Annotated in this window: 19 protein-coding genes; 1 reads left to right on the forward strand and 18 read right to left on the reverse strand. The window is 28.9% G+C overall.

Going from position 1 to position 18108, the window contains the following annotated elements:
- Positions 1–16: 16 nt before the first annotated feature.
- The 10 genes from metK to FDK22_RS03010 all read right to left on the reverse strand — a co-directional run bounded on the left by metK (position 17) and on the right by FDK22_RS03010 (position 10291).
- Positions 17–1225, reverse strand: coding sequence for a methionine adenosyltransferase (gene metK, locus FDK22_RS02965; RefSeq protein WP_138151396.1), 1209 nt, complete (start codon positions 1223–1225; stop codon positions 17–19).
- A gap of 217 nt (positions 1226–1442) precedes the next feature.
- A complete protein-coding gene (gene glmS / locus FDK22_RS02970) occupies positions 1443–3248 on the reverse strand; it encodes a glutamine--fructose-6-phosphate transaminase (isomerizing) (protein WP_138151397.1) in 1806 nt (601 codons plus the stop codon).
- A gap of 59 nt (positions 3249–3307) precedes the next feature.
- Positions 3308–4084: an inositol monophosphatase family protein gene (locus FDK22_RS02975; RefSeq protein WP_138151398.1), complete on the reverse strand. Its 777-nt coding sequence runs from the start codon at positions 4082–4084 to the stop codon at positions 3308–3310.
- A gap of 264 nt (positions 4085–4348) precedes the next feature.
- Positions 4349–6166, reverse strand: a complete 1818-nt coding sequence (locus FDK22_RS02980; RefSeq protein ID WP_138151399.1) for a UvrD-helicase domain-containing protein — start codon at positions 6164–6166, stop codon at positions 4349–4351.
- A 156-nt stretch (positions 6167–6322) separates the two neighbouring features.
- On the reverse strand, positions 6323–7960 hold the full coding sequence (gene groL, locus FDK22_RS02985) for a chaperonin GroEL (RefSeq protein WP_138151400.1): 1638 nt from the start codon (positions 7958–7960) through the stop codon (positions 6323–6325).
- Positions 7960–8217, reverse strand: coding sequence for a co-chaperone GroES (gene groES / locus FDK22_RS02990; RefSeq protein WP_138151401.1), 258 nt, complete (start codon positions 8215–8217; stop codon positions 7960–7962). The genes groL and groES overlap by 1 nt, the downstream gene beginning before the upstream one ends.
- 132 nt (positions 8218–8349) lie before the next feature.
- Positions 8350–9216: a polyprenyl synthetase family protein gene (locus tag FDK22_RS02995; RefSeq protein WP_138151402.1), complete on the reverse strand. Its 867-nt coding sequence runs from the start codon at positions 9214–9216 to the stop codon at positions 8350–8352.
- Between the two features lie 3 nt (positions 9217–9219).
- Positions 9220–9540 carry a YbaB/EbfC family nucleoid-associated protein gene (locus FDK22_RS03000; protein WP_138151403.1) on the reverse strand — a complete coding sequence of 107 codons (321 nt, stop codon included), beginning with the start codon at positions 9538–9540 and terminating at the stop codon, positions 9220–9222.
- Complete coding sequence (panD, locus tag FDK22_RS03005) at positions 9533–9916, reverse strand: aspartate 1-decarboxylase (protein WP_138151404.1); 384 nt, start codon at positions 9914–9916, stop codon at positions 9533–9535. The genes FDK22_RS03000 and panD overlap by 8 nt, the downstream gene beginning before the upstream one ends.
- A 12-nt stretch (positions 9917–9928) precedes the next feature.
- Positions 9929–10291 carry a (2Fe-2S) ferredoxin domain-containing protein gene (locus tag FDK22_RS03010; RefSeq protein WP_138151405.1) on the reverse strand — a complete coding sequence of 121 codons (363 nt, stop codon included), beginning with the start codon at positions 10289–10291 and terminating at the stop codon, positions 9929–9931.
- Between the two features lie 152 nt (positions 10292–10443).
- On the opposite strand from FDK22_RS03010, the gene FDK22_RS03015 reads away from it, so the two are divergent.
- Positions 10444–10974 (forward strand): peptidylprolyl isomerase, encoded by a 531-nt coding sequence (locus FDK22_RS03015; protein WP_138151406.1) that lies wholly within the window; start codon positions 10444–10446, stop codon positions 10972–10974.
- Positions 10975–10989: 15 nt separating this feature from the next.
- Here FDK22_RS03015 and FDK22_RS03020 read toward each other — a convergent pair whose 3' ends face one another.
- From FDK22_RS03020 to FDK22_RS03055, 8 genes are read right to left on the reverse strand one after another with little or no spacing between them, the layout of a single operon-like run.
- Positions 10990–12363: a PAS domain-containing protein gene (locus FDK22_RS03020; protein ID WP_138151407.1), complete on the reverse strand. Its 1374-nt coding sequence runs from the start codon at positions 12361–12363 to the stop codon at positions 10990–10992.
- A 2-nt stretch (positions 12364–12365) separates the two neighbouring features.
- Entirely contained in the window at positions 12366–12755 is a 390-nt protein-coding gene (locus FDK22_RS03025) for a response regulator (protein ID WP_138151408.1), read from the reverse strand.
- A 16-nt stretch (positions 12756–12771) separates the two neighbouring features.
- The gene (locus FDK22_RS03030; RefSeq protein ID WP_138151409.1) at positions 12772–13266 is read right to left on the reverse strand and encodes a chemotaxis protein CheW; all 495 of its coding nucleotides are present in this window, start codon (positions 13264–13266) and stop codon (positions 12772–12774) included.
- Positions 13267–13270: 4 nt separating this feature from the next.
- A complete protein-coding gene (locus tag FDK22_RS03035) occupies positions 13271–13675 on the reverse strand; it encodes a PAS domain-containing protein (RefSeq protein ID WP_138151410.1) in 405 nt (134 codons plus the stop codon).
- Between the two features lie 8 nt (positions 13676–13683).
- Positions 13684–15861 carry a methyl-accepting chemotaxis protein gene (locus FDK22_RS03040; RefSeq protein ID WP_138151411.1) on the reverse strand — a complete coding sequence of 726 codons (2178 nt, stop codon included), beginning with the start codon at positions 15859–15861 and terminating at the stop codon, positions 13684–13686.
- Positions 15862–15912: 51 nt separating this feature from the next.
- Positions 15913–17100 carry an exodeoxyribonuclease VII large subunit gene (gene xseA / locus FDK22_RS03045; RefSeq protein WP_138151412.1) on the reverse strand — a complete coding sequence of 396 codons (1188 nt, stop codon included), beginning with the start codon at positions 17098–17100 and terminating at the stop codon, positions 15913–15915.
- A 25-nt stretch (positions 17101–17125) separates the two neighbouring features.
- Entirely contained in the window at positions 17126–17836 is a 711-nt protein-coding gene (ubiE, locus tag FDK22_RS03050) for a bifunctional demethylmenaquinone methyltransferase/2-methoxy-6-polyprenyl-1,4-benzoquinol methylase UbiE (protein ID WP_138151413.1), read from the reverse strand.
- Between the two features lie 32 nt (positions 17837–17868).
- The gene (locus FDK22_RS03055; protein ID WP_228711618.1) at positions 17869–18108 is read right to left on the reverse strand and encodes a hypothetical protein; all 240 of its coding nucleotides are present in this window, start codon (positions 18106–18108) and stop codon (positions 17869–17871) included.

Consider the following 18108-nt stretch of genomic DNA (forward strand, 5'->3'; position numbering starts at 1 on the left):
CCTTTTGTTTTATATCTTATAGGTTTTTTAGTTTTTCAACTTCGTCAAGTTTTTCCCAAGGGTAATCACTTTGACCAACTTGTCCTCTAGAAGCAACATCTGCATAAAGGAATGTTTCTTCAGAAGGTTTATCTAAACCAAACTTTTCCGTAATCCATTTTGGAGTTAAAGAGTACTCGTTCATAATAAATTCTGATAGTTTATCATCATCTAGCTTTGTATATGTACCCATTGTATCAACAGCAACAGAAGTAGGCTTTGCAACACCAATTGCATATGAAATTTGAACAATCGCTTTTTTTGCTAATCCTGCTGCAACAATATTTTTTGCAATCCATCTTGCTGCATAAAGACCACTTCTATCAACTTTTGTATAATCTTTTGAAGATTGTGCTCCACCACCAATAGGAGAATATCCCCCAAATGAATCAACAATTAGTTTTCTACCTGTTAATCCACTATCGTGTAAAGATGAGTGATTTACATATCTACCTGTTGGGTTAATATGTATAATAGTTTCATCTTTTTTATACATATCAGTTGGTAAACCTGTATCATCAATAAGACCTTGAATAAGCTCTCTTACCTCTTCAATTGGCATACCTTCAACAGAAGGTGCACTTACAACAATTGTGTGAATTTTTTGAGGTTTACAGTTTTCAAAATTCTCTTTTGTTCCATAATCAACTGTTACTTGTGTTTTAATATCAACACCAAGTTTATGATTGTGTTTTAAAGCATAATTATAAACTTTATCTGCAAGCATTCTTGCATATGTAATAGCCGCTGGCATTAAATCAGCTGTTTCAGACGAAGCAAATCCAAACATAATACCTTGGTCACCTGCTCCAATTTCACCTGTAGATTGATCAACCCCTTGAGATATATCTGGAGATTGTTGATTTAATAATACTTGAACTTGTACATCATCTGGATGTAAGCATTGCTCTTTTGTAAAAGCAGACTTTCCATCATATCCAATCTTTGCAAGTGCATCTTTTACAATCTTTTCATAATCTTCTTGAGTTAATTGAGTTTTTGATTTTACTTCACCACCAATTACAACATGCTTACCTGCTACAAATACTTCAGAAGCTACTCTACTTTCACTATCTTCAATAATTAGTTTATCCACAATTGAATCTGCAATGATATCTGCACATTTATCAGGGTGTCCTGGGCTTACTACTTCACTAGTAAATAAGTATTGAGTCTTGTTTTCCATTTTTGTTTTCCATCCTTTTGTTTTCCAAAGGTCTTTTTCTTGACCTTATTGTTTTCCATTCCTTTGTTTTCCATCTTCGTTTTCCAACTAAAAAATAAGTTAAAAAATAAATAAAAAATAAAAGTTTGAATACTCTCCTGCAAAATTGCAAAAAAGTAGCGCATATTTTATCTAAATTATTCTTTTAGAAATTTGAAAAGTAAAAACTAAAGTGTTACTACTCAACAGTAACACTTTTAGCTAAGTTTCTTGGCATATCAACATCATTTCCAAGTCTAATTGATATCTCCATAGAAAGAAGTTGTAGAACCACTAGCATCTCAAAAAACTCAAGCATATAATGGTCTGTTTTACATGTTTTTATAAAATCATCTGCAAGCTCAAAATCAAGTGGAGAGATAGCACAAATAGTACTGTCTCTGGCACTTAACTCTTCTACGTTTGATTTAATTTTATCATATAATAAATTTTCTGGCATCAATGCAATTGTAAATAACTCTGGGTCAGCAAGAGCAATTGGTCCATGCTTCATTTCTCCAGCAGGATACCCTTCCGCATGTAAATAAGAAATCTCTTTTAATTTTAAAGCACCTTCTAATGCTAATGGAAAAAATACATCCCTTCCAATAAAGAAAAATCCATGTCCATGAAGATATCTTTTTGAAAGTCTTCTAGCTTTTTCATGTACCTTATCTAAAACTTTTAAAGATTTTGGAACCTCTCTTAGTGCATGTATCTCACTTTGTAATTTCTCTTTTGAAATAACATTCTTTGCTTTTGCAAAATATAAAGCAAGCATCCATAATACTACAGTTTGGGTTGAAAATGCTTTTGTTGATGCAACACCTTTTTCAATACCTGCCCTTGTTAAAATTGTGTTGTTGGCTGTTCTTGTCATAGAAGAGTTATCAACATTACAAATAACAAGTGATTTTAAGCCTGCATTTTTTGCCATTTTTAAAGCTTCTAAAGTATCAGCAGTTTCACCACTTTGTGAGATAACTATAAATAAAGTATCTTTAGTTAATAAAGGTTCTTTATATCTAAATTCACTTGCAATCTCTACATTACACTTAACTTTAGCAAGTCTTTCAAAAAGATATGAAGATGTTAACCCTGCGTGGTATGATGTCCCACAAGCACAAATTTTAATCTCATTGATTCCATCAATTAAAGATTTATCAATCTCATCAAATAGAATCTCTTCATCCTTTAAACGCCCTAACATACAATCACTTACAACATCACTTTGCTCGTAAATCTCTTTTTCCATAAAAAATCTAAAGCCATCTTTTTGAGCAAACTGTTTTGATGTTGGTAAAGTTGACCATGAATAATTATCATTTAAAAATACAATTTCATTTGAAGAAGCGATCCCACCAACTCCATCTTCTAAATAAACAACATCATTAGCAAGTCCAATTAAAGGAGCATCAGAAGAGGCAAATAAAACCTCACCATCTTCATTACCCTTTGCTATAATTAAAGGACTTCCATGTTTAAAGAAAAATATTTTTTCAGGAGCTGCTTTAGAGATTAAAAGGATAGAAAAGGCCCCTTCTAATCTAGAGATTGTAGTTTTAAAAGCCTCTTCACAATTTTCAAATTCATTATTATAGCTTTCAAAAAGGTGAACAATTACTTCTGTATCTGTTTGAGATACAAAATTATGCCCTTTAGCAATTAATTCATCTTTTAATTCTTTATAGTTTTCAATAATACCATTATGAACAACATAAGAGTATTCGCCAAGGTGTGGGTGAGCATTTAATTCTGTTGGTTTTCCATGTGTTGCCCATCTTGTATGACCAATACCAATATCATACGAAGGTGAAAGTTTAGCACTATCAATTTTATTTTTTAAATTATCTAATTTTCCAATTGCTTTAAATACATCAATTTTATCACAATTTAAAAGAGCAATACCAGCAGAGTCATAACCTCTATATTCTAACTCTTTTAAACCATCTAGTAAAAATTTTGTAGTATCATTTTTACCTATATAACCAACTATTCCACACATTTATCAACCCTTATTCTTCTTTTTTGATTGGATATTCTAACTAAAAATATCTTAGAAAATTACTTTACTTCTAGAATCTTCACAAGCTCATCTTGCAAACAACCATTTGTTGCTACAATATATTTATCTTCAAAAAGTGAATATTCTTCACCTTTTTCATTAGTAAAAGCTCCACCTGCTTCACTTAAAATTATAACTCCTGCACTAACATCCCAAGGTTTTAAGTTCATTTCATAATAAGAATCAAAAACACCCTTTGCAACATAACACAAATCAAGGGATGCAGAACCTAACCTTCTAATATCTTGGCAATTTGGTAAAACATTTTTCATCATTTTTAAAACAGAATCTAAATCATCTTGATTTGTTCCACTTGTATAAGGAAATCCTGTTGCAATTAATGCCTTTTGAAAATCATTTTCCTTTGAAACTTCAATTTTCTTTCCATTTAAAAAAGCACCCTTTTTTACTTGAGCTTCATATAATTCATTTAATATAGGATTATAAACAATTCCATAAAAAGGTTTTTTATCTTTGTATACTCCAACAGAAATAGCAGTATGGGGTACACCATTTACAAAATTTGTTGTACCATCAATTGGATCAATAATTATTGAGTCATTAAATTTAATATCACTATTATCTGACTCTTCTGCTATAAGATTGAATTGATTAAACTCCTTTGAAAACTTTTCTTTTAAAAAGTTTTCAATACCAACATCATATTTTGTTACTAAATCTTTTTTTGCTTTAAAATTTATCTCTTTTGTTGAGAAATACCCTTCTTTTAGTATCTCACCAGCTTCTTTAACTATCTCTTTTAATCTATCAATCATCATTTAAACCTAATTTTTTCGAAATTATATTTAAATTTGTTTAGTAAATAGATAAATTTAATTGAAATTTAATTTTAAAAAGGAGTATAATACTTTTAAGAACATTTAGTGGAGGTGTCAATGACAAACGATTCACTACTTTTTATTGTTAACATTTAGATAAACAATAATTTACTACAAAGTAAATTTGTAAATGAAAGTTTATTTACAATATTTATAAAAAAAGGGAAGATGGTTTGAAATCAGCTTCCCTTTTTTAATGCCTTAAAGAAATGCCAAAGCACTTTTTTTTGCTACTTTTCCATCTTTTATAATTTTTGATAAGTTTATTTGTTCAGCTTTAGTAATCACTTCACTTTTTAATAATTCACCTAAAATAGAGCTTGTACTTCTATCTAATTTGTTTGCAATACTATTTATAGCTTCATCTTTTTTATATAAGCTTTTAACTTTTATCTTCTCTTCTAAACTCCATTTAAAACCACTTTTTTTTGCTTTACCCTCTTTTATATTTTTCTCTTCTCTAAGTTTATTTTTTTCTTCTTGATCCATTTTTCTAAAATTTATTTTTTTATCTTTTATATTAGATTCAATATTTTCATCTAATTCACTAATTCTACTATCAATTAATTTTTCAATATTTTTTGACATAAGATAGTGGAAGTTTTCGCTATCTTTTACTAAAACTTTCCTAGCCCTTGTAATTGCTACATAAAAAAGATTAAACTCATCAAGAAGTTCTAACTTTGAATTTTTCTTTTGCTCTTTTTTAAAATCCTTTAAAGTAGTAAATCCCATATCTAAAATTAAATCAGCAAAATCGTTAAAATCATCTGCAACAATCACTTTATCCCACTCTAAACCTTTACTAGTATGGGCTGTTGTTAAAAATAAAATCTCCTCAACTCTATTTTCGAAACCATTGGTTTGTCTATTTTGCCAGGCTTTATAAAATTTTGTTGCTATATCTTTAAAATGAAAAATATTTTCTTTATATTCCTTTGCAACTTTTATGGCTGCTTTTAATTCAAAATCTTCAACCTCTTTTGCATAATCACTTAAATCATCTTCACATATAAAATCTTTTAAAAATCTATTTCTTTTTATAGAATCATAGTCATTGTTTAAAAAGTAATAAACTTCTATTGTAAGATTAAATATTTCATCTGGGTTTCTAACAGTTACAAAAGGTTTTCTTGATTCAATTCTTTTTGCAATTATTGAAATCAATGAACCATTGGTTCGTGAAATATATCCATTTGTTTTTATATTTGAATCATTATTATCACCAATTGAATCTATTTTTACCTCTTCATTTTTAAAATTTTCTAAAAGAGTATTTGCATATTCACAAATTGATTCATTAAACCTAAAACTTGTTGATAAATAAAATTCTATATCACAATCTATTTTTTCAAGGGCATTTTTACTGCCTCTAAATGAGTAAATCTGCTGATGTTTATCACCAACAAAAATTTTTGTTTTTGCAAACAGTTTTTCAAAAATTCCTAATGTTACTTCATTTGTATCTTGGGCTTCGTCTAACATTAATATATCATATTGAAATTGTGGTATTTGCTCATTTTTCAACAATAGATAATAGTATTTCAAATAAAAACTATGTGTTGGTTTCATAATCCCTAACAACATGTTATCAAACATTTTTTTTGCACTTTTATGTTCTGTATCATCTTTTTCAATGGTATCATGTTTATTATTACAAAAATTCTCAAAAATTTTTAAAGCACTAATTGCTTGATTGTAGTTTATTTTAAACTCTTTTGATATATCAATTGCTCTATAGTTTACCAATGATGACAAATCTATATCTGTATATTTACTTACAGCTGAATAGGCTAATCCATGGGTAGTTTTAATAAAACTATTTGATGGAAAAATCTTTGAAGCTTCATTTTTAATACTTGAATTAAAGGCTAAATATAAAATCTTTTTTTCTTTATATTTATTTGCAATAAGCTTTAAAGTTGTTGTTTTACCAGTTCCGGCAAAGGCATTGATTTTGATATTTTTGTATTTAGGAATTGATTCTATTATTTCATTTTGTTGTGTTGTTAAATTCATAGACGTATATTAACTGAAAAAATTAAAAGTTAAAGGAAATATTACATTTTGTAATTTTATATTGAAGTATGTTTTTAAATATTGTAAAAGATTAGTAGAGAAGTTGAAAAATTAACTTCTCTACTATATTTATAGTCATTTAGTCTAAATCTTAGACTACATTCCCATTCCAGGCATTCCCATTCCACCCATATCTGGCATTGCTGGACCAGCTGGTTTATCTTCTTTTACATCTGTAACAGTTGCTTCTGTTGTTAATAATAATGAAGCTACAGAAACTGCATTTTGCATTGCTACTCTTTCAACTTTAGCTGGGTCTACAATTCCTGCTTCAAACATATCAACATATTCACCTGTTGCAGCATTGAAACCAAAATTATCATTTTCTGATTTTTCAACTTCATTTACAACAACACCAGCATCAAATCCAGCATTAATTGCAATTTGTTTCATAGGTGCTTTAATAGCTCTTAATACAATATCTGCACCAATTTGCTCATCACCCTCTAACTCTAAAGATACTTTAGCAGCAGCTCTAATTAATGCAGCTCCACCACCAATAACAATACCCTCTTCTACAGCAGCTCTTGTTGCAGAAAGTGCATCATCTACTCTATCTTTTTTCTCTTTCATTTCAGTTTCAGTAGCAGCACCAACTTTAATAACAGCTACTCCACCAGAAAGTTTTGCAAGTCTCTCTTGTAATTTTTCTCTATCATAATCAGAAGTTGTATTTTCAATCTCTGCTCTAATTTGGTTAACTCTTGCAGTTACTTGTTCATTTGAACCAGATCCATCAACGATAGTTGTGTTATCTTTATCAATAACAATTTTAGATGCTGTACCTAAAACATCAATTCCACAAGTTTCAAGTTTCATTCCCATCTCTTCAGAAACTACTGTACCACCAGTTAATACTGCGATATCTTGTAACATTGCTTTTCTTCTATCACCAAAACCTGGAGCTTTAACAGCAGCAATATTTAATGAACCTCTTAATCTATTTACAACTAAAGTTGCTAATGCTTCACCATCAACATCTTCAGCAACGATTAATAGTGGTCTATGTGATTGGTTAACAGCTTCTAAGATTGGTAACATCTCTTTTAAATTAGAGATTTTTTTATCATATAATAATACATATGGATTTTCTAATTCTGCAATCATTTTTTCAGAATTTGTAACAAAATATGGTGATAAATATCCTCTATCAAATTGCATACCTTCAACTACTTCTAGCTCATCAGAAATACCTTTTGCTTCTTCAACAGTGATAACACCGTCTTTTCCAACTTTATCCATAGCTTCAGCAATCATTGAACCAATAGCATGGTCTGAGTTTGCAGAAATAGTAGCAACTTGCTCAATTTCAGTTTTGTTTGCAACTACTTTAGAAGATGCTTTTAAGTTTGATAAAATAGCTTCACAAGCTTTATCCATACCTCTTTTTAAAATAATAGGATTTGCTCCAGCTGTAACGTTTCTTAATCCCTCTTTATAAATAGAATGAGCAAGAACAGTTGCAGTCGTAGTTCCATCTCCAGCTTCATCTGCAGTTTTTGAAGCAACTTCTTTTACAAGTTGAGCTCCCATATTTTCTAATGTATCAGCTAATTCGATTTCTCTTGCAACAGACACACCATCTTTTGTAATTGATGGAGCTCCAAAAGATTTTTGTAATAATACATTTCTTCCTCTTGGTCCCATTGTAACTTTTACAGCATCTGCTAATTTTTCAACACCAGCATATAATTTATTTCTTGCATTATCACTAAATTTAATCTCTTTTGCCATTACATAACTCCTATAATATTTTCAATATCTAATACTAAATAATCTTCACCTTGTAAAGATAATTCAGTTCCTCTAAACTGTTCAAAAATAATAGTATCACCCTCTTTTAATTCAGTAACTTCCGAACCAACTGCTTTAACTACTGCTGTATTTGGTTTTTCTTTTGCAGAATCTACTAAAATAATCCCGCTTGCAGTTTTCTCTTCTACTTCAGTTCTTTGAACTAGAACTCTTTTTCCTAGTGGTTTAAAAGCCATTTCTATTCTCCTATAAATTTTTATTATTATAATTTTTAAATTTTAGCACTCATTTTTTTAGAGTGCCAAATTATAAAAAAAATTTGATTAAATGTCAAGTAGTATGAGTTAATTTGACTAAAGTTTTATTTTTTATTGCTTTTTATGTCTTGTAATATATTTTAAAAGTAATTCAGATAATGAATCTTTTAAATTTTCATCTAAACTATTTAATTGTTCTTCACACTTATTTGCTAATTCATCAGCTGCATTAATTGCACCATCAAGACCTAATAAATTCACAAATGAATTTTTAGATTCATCATTTTGAGTTGTTTTTCCAGCTTCTTCAGAAGACTGTGTTTCATCAATAATATCATCTTGTATTTGAAATAATAAACCTATATCTATTCCAAAATTAAAAAGTTTTTCTTGTGTTGATAAATCATATTCAGCAATTATTGCACCCATTTTTAAACTTGCAGCAATAAGTTTTGCAGTTTTATGAATATGCAAAAACTCTAATTGCTCTAATTCTAACTTTTGATTTTCAAAATAACAGTCAATTGCTTGACCAATAATCATCCCATCAATACCACCATTAGTTGCTAAACATTTAACTAACTCAATTTTAATATCATTATGTAAAGGTGCAGATGCAACTAAATTAAATGCTTCTGAATTAAGTGCATCACCAACTAAAATTGCCGTAACTTCATCATATTTTTTATGTAAAGTTTCAAAACCTCTTCTTAAATCAGCATCATCCATTGCAGGTAAATCATCATGAACTAAAGAATAAGTATGTAACATCTCTATTCCAAGAGCTACAGGCATAGCATTAGGAATAAGTAAAGATTTTTTAGATTTTAAAACAGAAAGTAAAAGCATTGGCCTAAATCTTTTACCACCAGCTTTTAACATATCAGCTAAAGCATCTTCAAAATAAGGATGAAAGGTTTTTGAAGTAGGAAGATTATCAAGAAGATAATCTTCAAAATTTTTTAAAAGTTTTTCCATTTCTTATTTTTGTCCAAAAGAACCAAAACCACCCATCATGTTCATGGCCATCATTTTCTTGTTCTCATCAGACTGCTTAATCACATCATTCATACAAGAGATAAGTAATATTTGTAAAGAGTCTTTATCTTCTAAAAGTGAGTCATCAATTTTTAAATCAACAACCTCAGAGTTTCCATTTATAGAGATTTCAACCATTCCTCCACCAGCTTTTGCTGTGAAAAGTTTTTGGGCATTTTCCTCTTTAGCTTTTTCAGCCATCTCTTGAACTTGTCCCATAACTTGATTTAGGTCTATTTTACTTAAGTCTATTCCATCAAACATGGTCACTTCCTACTAATTCGTTTGTAATTGTTTCTATATTGTTTTGTTCATCAACAATTACAACAGTTGGTAAATAGTTTTCCAACTCCTCTTCAGAATATGAAGCATATGAGATAACAATAATCTTATCACCAATTTCTACTTTTCTTGCAGCAGCACCATTTAGGCACATATCTTTACTACCTGCTTTCCCTTTTATAACGTAAGTAGCAAATCTTTCCCCATTGTTTACATTTACAATTTCAACTTTTTGTCCAACTCTTAATTTTGAAGCTTTCATTAAGTCTTCATCAATAGTAATTGAACCAACATAGTTTAGATTTGCATCTGTAACAGTTGCTCTATGAATTTTGCTATAAAGCATATCAAATGTCATTAATAACGTCCTCTATTGCACTAAATTAATAGGCTCTCCCCAGAATTGTTCAGGTATCAAATACTCCTGTACAGGGTTACCCCCAATTATGTGTTCTTCCACAATTTTATCTATTTTTTCCTTAGATAATTTACAATACATATGATGTCCAGGTTCAACTAACATAACTGGCCCCATTTGACATCTTCCTAAACATGATGTTCTAATTGGTTGAACTGGTCCCATTAAACCTTTTTGCATCATTGTTTGTGCTAAATGATTAAATAAATCTCTAGATTCATCAGTTACACATGAAGGTTTTGGCATACCGGGAGGAGCACTTTGTTCACATTTAAAAATGTAGAATGTTGGTTGTGGAATTGCTGGCATTTCCATAAAAAGTCCTTTAATTTAGTTTGCTTTTGTAAATTATGTTGCGATTTTATCAAATATTTTTTAAAGGTATCTAAAAATAGATTTTTAATAAACCTTTAACACCTTACATAATATACTAATTCTTCTGAATAAATCATATAGAAAGGTTAAAAATGAAAAAGATTTTATTTCTTTTTTTCAGCTTTGTGTTACTTTTAGAAGCAGCTAATCCTATTGCTCTGTTAAAAACGAATCAAGGTGAAATTGAAATTGAATTAAGGCCAGATATTGCACCAAAAGCAGTAGAAAACTTTGTAACTCATGCTAAAAATGGTTACTATAATGGACTAATTTTCCATAGAGTTATTAAAAACTTTATGATCCAAGGTGGAGATCCAACAGGAACAGGTAGAGGTGGAGAATCAATTTGGGGAGAAGCTTTTAAAGACGAGTTTGCACCTAATGCAGTATTTGATAAAGCTGGTATATTAGCAATGGCTAATGCAGGACCAAATACAAATGGAAGTCAGTTTTTTATAACAACTGTGCCAACATATTGGTTAAATGGTAGACATACAATTTTTGGATATGTAAAAAATGGTATGAACATAGTTAAAAAAATTGAAAATGTTCCAACTACAAGTCAATACCAAGGTAATAGACCTTTAAATGACCAAAAAATTATTTCTATAACTATAAAATAAGTTATTTGGAAAGTTTTACTTTCCAAATAGTTTTGAAAGAATCGTTTTATCTCCGTGAGTTAAAATATCCCTTTCAAGTTTTTCAGCCCTCTTTGCTTCACTTTTTGCTTTTTCTTTCCAGTAAGTCAATTTTTGAGATATCGCTTCAGCATTTTCTAAATCATCATATTTATCTGTAGTTCTTCTAAGTTCTTTTTCTAAATCGTCAATTTTAACTTCATAATTAAGTCTTAATTGTTTAAGATATTTTTGGTGATCCTCTTCTATTGTTTCAAGTTTAGTTGATAATCTTTTCACTTCAACTTTTAAATCACTTATTTCTTTTACATATTTTTGCTTATCTTTATAAAAGTTTTTACTCTCTTCTAAATCTTTTTTATAAAGGGCTACTTCTGTTCTTAGTTTTCTATTTTCTTTTGAATAGATTTCAGAAGTACTAATATATTTATTTTTTTCAATTTCTTCATTTTCTATTTTTGTTTCTAATATCTTAATCTCTTCTTCTAAAATATTAATTTTTTGTTCAAGGGAAGCAGTCGTCTCTTTACTTTTTTTAAAGATTTCACTTTTATCTCTTATTAATGATGTTTGAACTTCTCTACGTTTTAGAGCTTCTTTTGTTTCATCTTTTTGAATCATTAAACACCCAGTCATAACACCAGTATCATCCAAAGTTGTAATAACTGAACTGTTTGCAATATAATAATTCCCATCTTTTGTGATATTTTTTAAAATACCATTCCATTGTTTATTATTATAAACACAATTGTAAATTTTTTTATAAACCTCTTCATCCAAATCTTTGTGCTTTAGAAAAAGTAAATCTTTTCCAATTAATTCTTTTTTGTCAAAACCCGTTATTTCAATAAATAAGTCATTAACAAATGAAATTTTTAGATTTTTATTTGTTCTAATTACAATATTATTATTATAAATTATATCTTTGTATTTTTTTAGTTCTTTATTTTGTTGTTTTAATAAAAACTCATGATAAAGTATAGTTGCAAGTTCACCTAATACTGTCATTAAAAGTCTAATATCTATTGGTTTTATGATATATTCAAAAACTTTTAATTTTATGGAGTCAACTAAAAATTTAGTGTCAGAATATGCTGTTGTGAAGATTACAGGAATAGATTTATTCATAGTCCTAATCTCTTCAAGCATCTCAATACCTGTTAGTTTAGGCATATTTATATCTGCTATGATAATATCGATTTCATCTTTTTTTTCACTATATAAAGATAAACCCTCTTTTCCATCACAGGCAGTATAAATTTTATTAAAAAAGCTTGATAAAAGTTTTGTTAACTCATTCCTTACATTATCATCATCTTCTACATAAAGAACCGTTAATCTTTTTAAAAGCTTTTTATCCACTGATGCCATATTTATTTATTATCCATTGTTGTAACTAAATCAATAAATTTGATAAAATCAAAAGGTTTTAATAAATAATTGTCAACGCCAAACTCTTTTGCCTTGTTTATGTAATCAACTTCTGTATGGGCAGACATTATGATAATAGGCTTGTTAAAATTATCTTCTTTTAACTTTTCGATTAACTCTAAACCACTCATTATTGGCATATTTAAATCTGTTACTACAACATCGATGTCAGGATTTTGTTTAATGACATCTAAAGCTTCTTCTCCATTTTTTGCAGTTAAAAAACTAGCTTGAAGTTTATTTAATGTATCAGTAATGATCTCAATTAAATCCTCTTCATCTTCAACAAATAGAAGCTTTAATTTTTTTAATTTTTCAATTTTTTCTTGCATAATGTATTTTATTACTTTAATTCTTTAGTTCATCTTTATGAACAACAGATTCTATATCCATAACAACTAACATTTGATTATTTGCAAGTCTAACAAAACCTTTTAGGTATTTAGATGGGATAGCTGACCCCATATCTGAAACAGGTGCTAAGCTTGATGTATCTAATCTTTGTACATCGTCAACTTTATCAACAACAATACCTATCATTCTGTTATCTTTTGTTATAACAGCAATTACAGCAGTACTATCATTATAAATAGCTTCTCCAGTTTGAAATTTGATTCTTATATCTAAAATAGGAACAACTTCACCTCTTAAATTAATTAAACCTTTTACCCACTTTGTAGTATTTGGTAAAACTGTAATATTTTTTGGATAAGTTAAAATCTCTCTAATTTTAGGCAATTCAATTGCATACTTCATTTTACCTAATTCAAAAGTCATAAACTCACTAGTATTTGCGTAATTTATAATCTCTTCTTCTGTTTGATTTATATTATTTGTTTCCATTTAATTATCTCCCTTCTTCTTTATTCCATTCTTTGTATACTTTTTCAATCTCTTCAATCTCTTTTTTTGATGGCTTTCTTCTACAGGACAAATACCCTTTTGACCCATCACAACTTTCAAAAGGATAAACAGTTGCATAAACCCAGTAAAACCCACCAGATTTTGTTGCATTCTTAACATAACCTGTCCATGTTTCACCTGCTTGTACAGTATCCCATAGGGATTTAAATGCTTTTTTTGGCATATCTTGATGTCTTACCATAGAGTGGGGTTGTCCCATTAATTCTTCTAGGGTATATTCTGCCACTTTACAGAAATCATCATTTGCAAATCTTATTATACCTTTTTCATCAGTTTCACTTACTAAAAATGCATTATGATCTAATACTATTTCTTGTCCATTTGCCATAATTTCCCCTAATTAAACTTTTTACTTAATGCATCTTCAACTAAATCTTTTGCCATTGATGATACATCATTTGCTATAGCTCTAACTTGATTTGCTTCATTTGCATTTTCTTGAGTAACTCTATCAAGCATAGTAACAGTGTCATTAATCTGTTCAATTCCAGTCATTTGTTCTTTACTTGCACTACTAACATTTTCGATTAAGTGTAAAGTTTCATTTATATGAGTATTTAATTCTTGATAACCATGAATCATCTCAGCGGAAATATTTTTACCCTCATTTGCTTTTAAATTTGCATCTTCAACCAAATCTTTAATCTCTTTTGCCGCTTCTGCACTTCTACTAGCTAGATTTCTAACCTCTTGGGCAACAACTGCAAAACCTTTTCCTGCTTCCCCTGCTGTTGCTGCTTCAACTGCCGCATTTAAAGATAGAATATTTGTTTGGAAAGCTATTTGATCAATTACGGTAATTGCTTCATTAATAGAACTAACTTTTTCATTTATTTCATCCATTGAAAATGCAGTTTTGCTCGCTAAAGATTCACCTGATTTAACTGATTGTTTTACTGTTTCACCAAGAGTTGCCATTTTTGAAGCATTATTAGCATTACTTCTTGTAATTGAAGTAATCTCTTCTAAAGCTGCAGCTGTCTCTTCTAAAGACGCTGCTTGTTCATTTGCTTTTGCGGCAAGATTTTTCATTGAACTGTTCATCATATCAGCATTTTTTTCTAAAGTTTGTCCATTATGAAGGTTTCTTTTTGCACTTTGGCTTAGGGCAAGTCCAAGTTTATTTGTACTTTCCATAACCTCCAACATCTTAGCTTTTAGTTTTGGACTAATTTCAACTTTATCTGTGAAATCATCATTTGCATAGTTTGTAACAGTTCTAATAAGTTCAATCATATTTTTATCAACTGTATCAAGCATTTTATTAATTGTATCTTTTAAAGTTACAATCATTGGATTATCTGAAGAAGAATGGATTCTACATCTGTAAATACCTTGTTCAACCTTATCAGTTGTAAGAACAATTTCCCCAATAACTCTCATATCATCTTTTAACTTTTTATCAAATTCATCTGCTGTATTATTTAATAATACTAGCATGTCAGCAACTTCATCACTTGTATAAACTGCTGGCTTTTTGAAACTATTGGTTTTAAAAGTAATAAAATCTAAAAATTCTGCAAAAGATTTTTTAAATTTATTTAATCCCCCACTAATAATTTTATTAAAGAAATAGATTATTGTAATAACCAATAGAATAGTTAAAACAGCCATCATTCCAAGCATTGTATAAACTAGTTTTGCAGATTCATCAAATGTATTATTAACTTGTTCAACATGATCAGCAAGTATATAAAAACCTTGTTTTTGTCCTTTAAAATCTAGTATTGGGAATCTTGTATAAAAAAAGTTTTTATCAATAGTAAATCCTGTTTTTTCAAATCTATTAAAATCTATTTTTTCTAAAGAATTTCTAAACTCTTTATCAAAAACCTTTTGTGACAAATAATATTTTCCAATTTTATCTTGTGAGCTTAAAGCATCACCTCTTTTTAATTTTTCATCCATTAAAACAATTAAAAACTCATCATCTTTTGCAAAATCTTCAACTACAGAATTGAAGCCTTGAATAAACTCAACAGAACCTACATACTTTCCATCAACATCAAATATTGGTGATAAACCTCTTAAAACAAGTCCTGCTCGACCAACTTCTATTGCAGCGAGTGGTTTTTTTGTTTTTTTAACTTCTAAAATTGTATTCCTAAAAGAGCTTAAATCATCTCCATATTTATCAGGTTGCCAACTTCTATAAAAAGATTTTATATCTTTGTCATGTACATGAATTTTTACATTATTAAAATTAGTGCCATTTTTCATAGCATTTGAAAGAGAAGTTAGGGTAACTTTTAACATACTTCTGTCATTTGTTTCTAAAGCTAAAAGTAAATCCGTGTTTTGTGATAGGGTTACAGCATTTGAAATTGCCACATCCATTTTTGATTGAATTCTTTCTTCAATCAAAACCTTAAAGTGGTTTTTTGTTTTTATTTCAACATCTTCTTTCATTGAATTTAAGATGAAATAAGAGATTACACCAGCTATAGCAATAACAACAAGTGCAACAAATAAAACTCTAATAATAATTTTTCCAGCAATCGAGTCTTTTTTCATAAAATACCTTTGAGCATGATGAGATATTCTATCGTGTGTAAACTTAAATTATTATTGTTTATTTAATTTTTTTATCTCACAAAGTGCGATTGTATTAGGCGTTTGAAGAGTTATTTTTTCACCTACTTTCGTTTTATCTAAGTTTATTATCTCATTATTTTGAGATATTTGAACATAGCCTTTAAAATCTTTTTTTGAGGGATCATTTGTTTTATAACTATTTTTTAATGAATTAATCTCATTTTGATAAGAATTGAAAATTTGTGTTAAATTTGTTTTAAAAGAGTTTTTCATAAAAACTATCTCTTTTTCAATTAGATTAAATCTATTTTTTAAAGAGTTTTGTTCAAAAAGTCTAGATAGATTATCTAATAAGTTTTGTTTATTTTCTAAAGTATTTGATATCCTGTGTCTAAATTCATTTTCTAAATTATCTAAATAGATTCTATGTTCATTAGCATCGGGTAATACTATCTCCATTGCATTTGATGGCGTTGCAGCTCTAACATCAGCAACAAAATCAGATATCAAAAAATCTATTTCATGACCAACTGCTGAGACAACAGGTTTTTCACAATTAAAAATTGCATCGGCAACCATTTCTTCATTAAAGGCCCATAAATCTTCTATACTTCCACCACCACGTCCAACTACTAAAAGGTCTACATCTAAAGTTTTTGCATAATTTATTGAGTTAACAATATCTACTTTAGCACCCTCACCTTGAACTAGAGTTGGTATCAAAATAAATTTAGTTAAAGGCCATCTATTACTTGCAACTTTTTTCATATCTTCAATGGCTGCACCAGTAGGAGATGTTACCAATGCAATTTTTTTTGGATATTTGGGAAGTTGTTTTTTTATTGAGGCTTCAAAATAACCCTTTGCTTGAAGTTTTTGTTTTAACTGCTCATAGGCTAAGGCTAAAGCACCTTGTCCTGAAGGTTCAATTTTGTTACACATAAGTTGATAACTTCCCCTTGGTGTGTAAACAGTTATATTCCCAGTAATTACAACTTTTAGTCCTACTTCTAATTGAAACTTTAAATATTTTGCATTTCCTTTAAACATTACACAAGAGATGGTAGAATTTTCATCTTTTATAGAAAAATAGATATGCCCTGAATTATGATATGTTAAATTTGAAATTTCACCTTCAACATAGACATTTATAAAGGTTGTTTCTAATAAAGATTTAATTTGGGTATTTAAAGTTGAAACAGAGATTGGGGAATTCATCAAAAACCTGTTAAAGGCAAGAAAACTAAAGTTTTCTTGCTATGATTAAAGTAGATATATTCATAGAAAAAGCTTGTGTATGAATTGGCTCAAGGCCTGCTTGTTTTAACTCTTTACAAAGATTTTCAGTTGTTAAAAATTCATCAATTGAGTTTGGTAAATATGTATATGCTTCTTTATTTCTTGAAATTAATCCACCTAAAGTTGGTAAAATTTTATTCATATAAAAATCAGTTATATAATCTAATAGTGAGTTTTTTTCATTTTTAGTAAATTCTGAAATTACAACTAATCCATCTTTTTTAAGAACCCTTGCAAATTCATCAAAAGCTTCTTGTCTTTGAACTACATTTCTAATTCCATAAGAGATAGAGATAATATCTGCACTATCACTATCTAGTGGCATTTGTGCTGCTCCTGCTTCAATAAACTCAACTTCAGGTAATTTAACTCTAGCAACATCCATCATACCAACACTTGGATCAACTCCAACAATATTTTTAAGTTCAATTCCATTGTTTTTAGCAATCTTTTTCCAGAACTCAATCATATCACCAGTACCACAAGCTACATCTACAATTTTTTCAATTTTATCTTTATCATAAAATTTATATGCCAAATTACAAGCTTTGTTTCTCCAAGACTTGTCAATTCCCATACTTAAAACTCTATTTGCTACATCATAAGTACCTGCAATGTCATTGAACATTGATACGATTTTTTCTTGTTTTCCCATTAATTCATTTCCTTAAAAAATGTCCCATTGGACTATATTAGATATTTTCCTACAAAAAGACCAGCAATAAAACCAACATTTAACATGATGATTAAAAATAAAATTGATATTTTTTTATCTTTTTGTGGTATTTGATTTAAAATTTTCTTTTGTGCAATAATTGAATCATCCAAAGATCTTCTTGCATGATCAATATTATCAAAAGAGTTTCGTAAACTAAGTTCAGCTAATTCAAGTCTTTCAACTATCTCCTTAGCTTGTTTAAAAGTCAT

The sequence above is a fragment of the Arcobacter arenosus genome (assembly GCF_005771535.1).
GTDB lineage: Bacteria > Campylobacterota > Campylobacteria > Campylobacterales > Arcobacteraceae > Halarcobacter > Halarcobacter arenosus.

What these genes read in the sequence shown, in the direction of transcription:
- metK (WP_138151396.1), bottom strand. Translation starts at nt 1,225, where the DNA reads ATGGAAAACAAGACTCAATACTTATTTACTAGTGAAGTAGTAAGCCCA.
- glmS (WP_138151397.1), bottom strand. Translation starts at nt 3,248, where the DNA reads ATGTGTGGAATAGTTGGTTATATAGGTAAAAATGATACTACAAAATTT.
- FDK22_RS02975 (WP_138151398.1), bottom strand. Translation starts at nt 4,084, where the DNA reads ATGATTGATAGATTAAAAGAGATAGTTAAAGAAGCTGGTGAGATACTA.
- FDK22_RS02980 (WP_138151399.1), bottom strand. Translation starts at nt 6,166, where the DNA reads ATGAATTTAACAACACAACAAAATGAAATAATAGAATCAATTCCTAAA.
- groL (WP_138151400.1), bottom strand. Translation starts at nt 7,960, where the DNA reads ATGGCAAAAGAGATTAAATTTAGTGATAATGCAAGAAATAAATTATAT.
- groES (WP_138151401.1), bottom strand. Translation starts at nt 8,217, where the DNA reads ATGGCTTTTAAACCACTAGGAAAAAGAGTTCTAGTTCAAAGAACTGAA.
- FDK22_RS02995 (WP_138151402.1), bottom strand. Translation starts at nt 9,216, where the DNA reads ATGGAAAAACTTTTAAAAAATTTTGAAGATTATCTTCTTGATAATCTT.
- FDK22_RS03000 (WP_138151403.1), bottom strand. Translation starts at nt 9,540, where the DNA reads ATGTTTGATGGAATAGACTTAAGTAAAATAGACCTAAATCAAGTTATG.
- panD (WP_138151404.1), bottom strand. Translation starts at nt 9,916, where the DNA reads ATGACATTTGATATGCTTTATAGCAAAATTCATAGAGCAACTGTTACA.
- FDK22_RS03010 (WP_138151405.1), bottom strand. Translation starts at nt 10,291, where the DNA reads ATGGAAATGCCAGCAATTCCACAACCAACATTCTACATTTTTAAATGT.
- FDK22_RS03015 (WP_138151406.1), top strand. Translation starts at nt 10,444, where the DNA reads ATGAAAAAGATTTTATTTCTTTTTTTCAGCTTTGTGTTACTTTTAGAA.
- FDK22_RS03020 (WP_138151407.1), bottom strand. Translation starts at nt 12,363, where the DNA reads ATGGCATCAGTGGATAAAAAGCTTTTAAAAAGATTAACGGTTCTTTAT.
- FDK22_RS03025 (WP_138151408.1), bottom strand. Translation starts at nt 12,755, where the DNA reads ATGCAAGAAAAAATTGAAAAATTAAAAAAATTAAAGCTTCTATTTGTT.
- FDK22_RS03030 (WP_138151409.1), bottom strand. Translation starts at nt 13,266, where the DNA reads ATGGAAACAAATAATATAAATCAAACAGAAGAAGAGATTATAAATTAC.
- FDK22_RS03035 (WP_138151410.1), bottom strand. Translation starts at nt 13,675, where the DNA reads ATGGCAAATGGACAAGAAATAGTATTAGATCATAATGCATTTTTAGTA.
- FDK22_RS03040 (WP_138151411.1), bottom strand. Translation starts at nt 15,861, where the DNA reads ATGAAAAAAGACTCGATTGCTGGAAAAATTATTATTAGAGTTTTATTT.
- xseA (WP_138151412.1), bottom strand. Translation starts at nt 17,100, where the DNA reads ATGAATTCCCCAATCTCTGTTTCAACTTTAAATACCCAAATTAAATCT.
- ubiE (WP_138151413.1), bottom strand. Translation starts at nt 17,836, where the DNA reads ATGGGAAAACAAGAAAAAATCGTATCAATGTTCAATGACATTGCAGGT.
- FDK22_RS03055 (WP_228711618.1), bottom strand. Translation starts at nt 18,108, where the DNA reads ATGACTTTTAAACAAGCTAAGGAGATAGTTGAAAGACTTGAATTAGCT.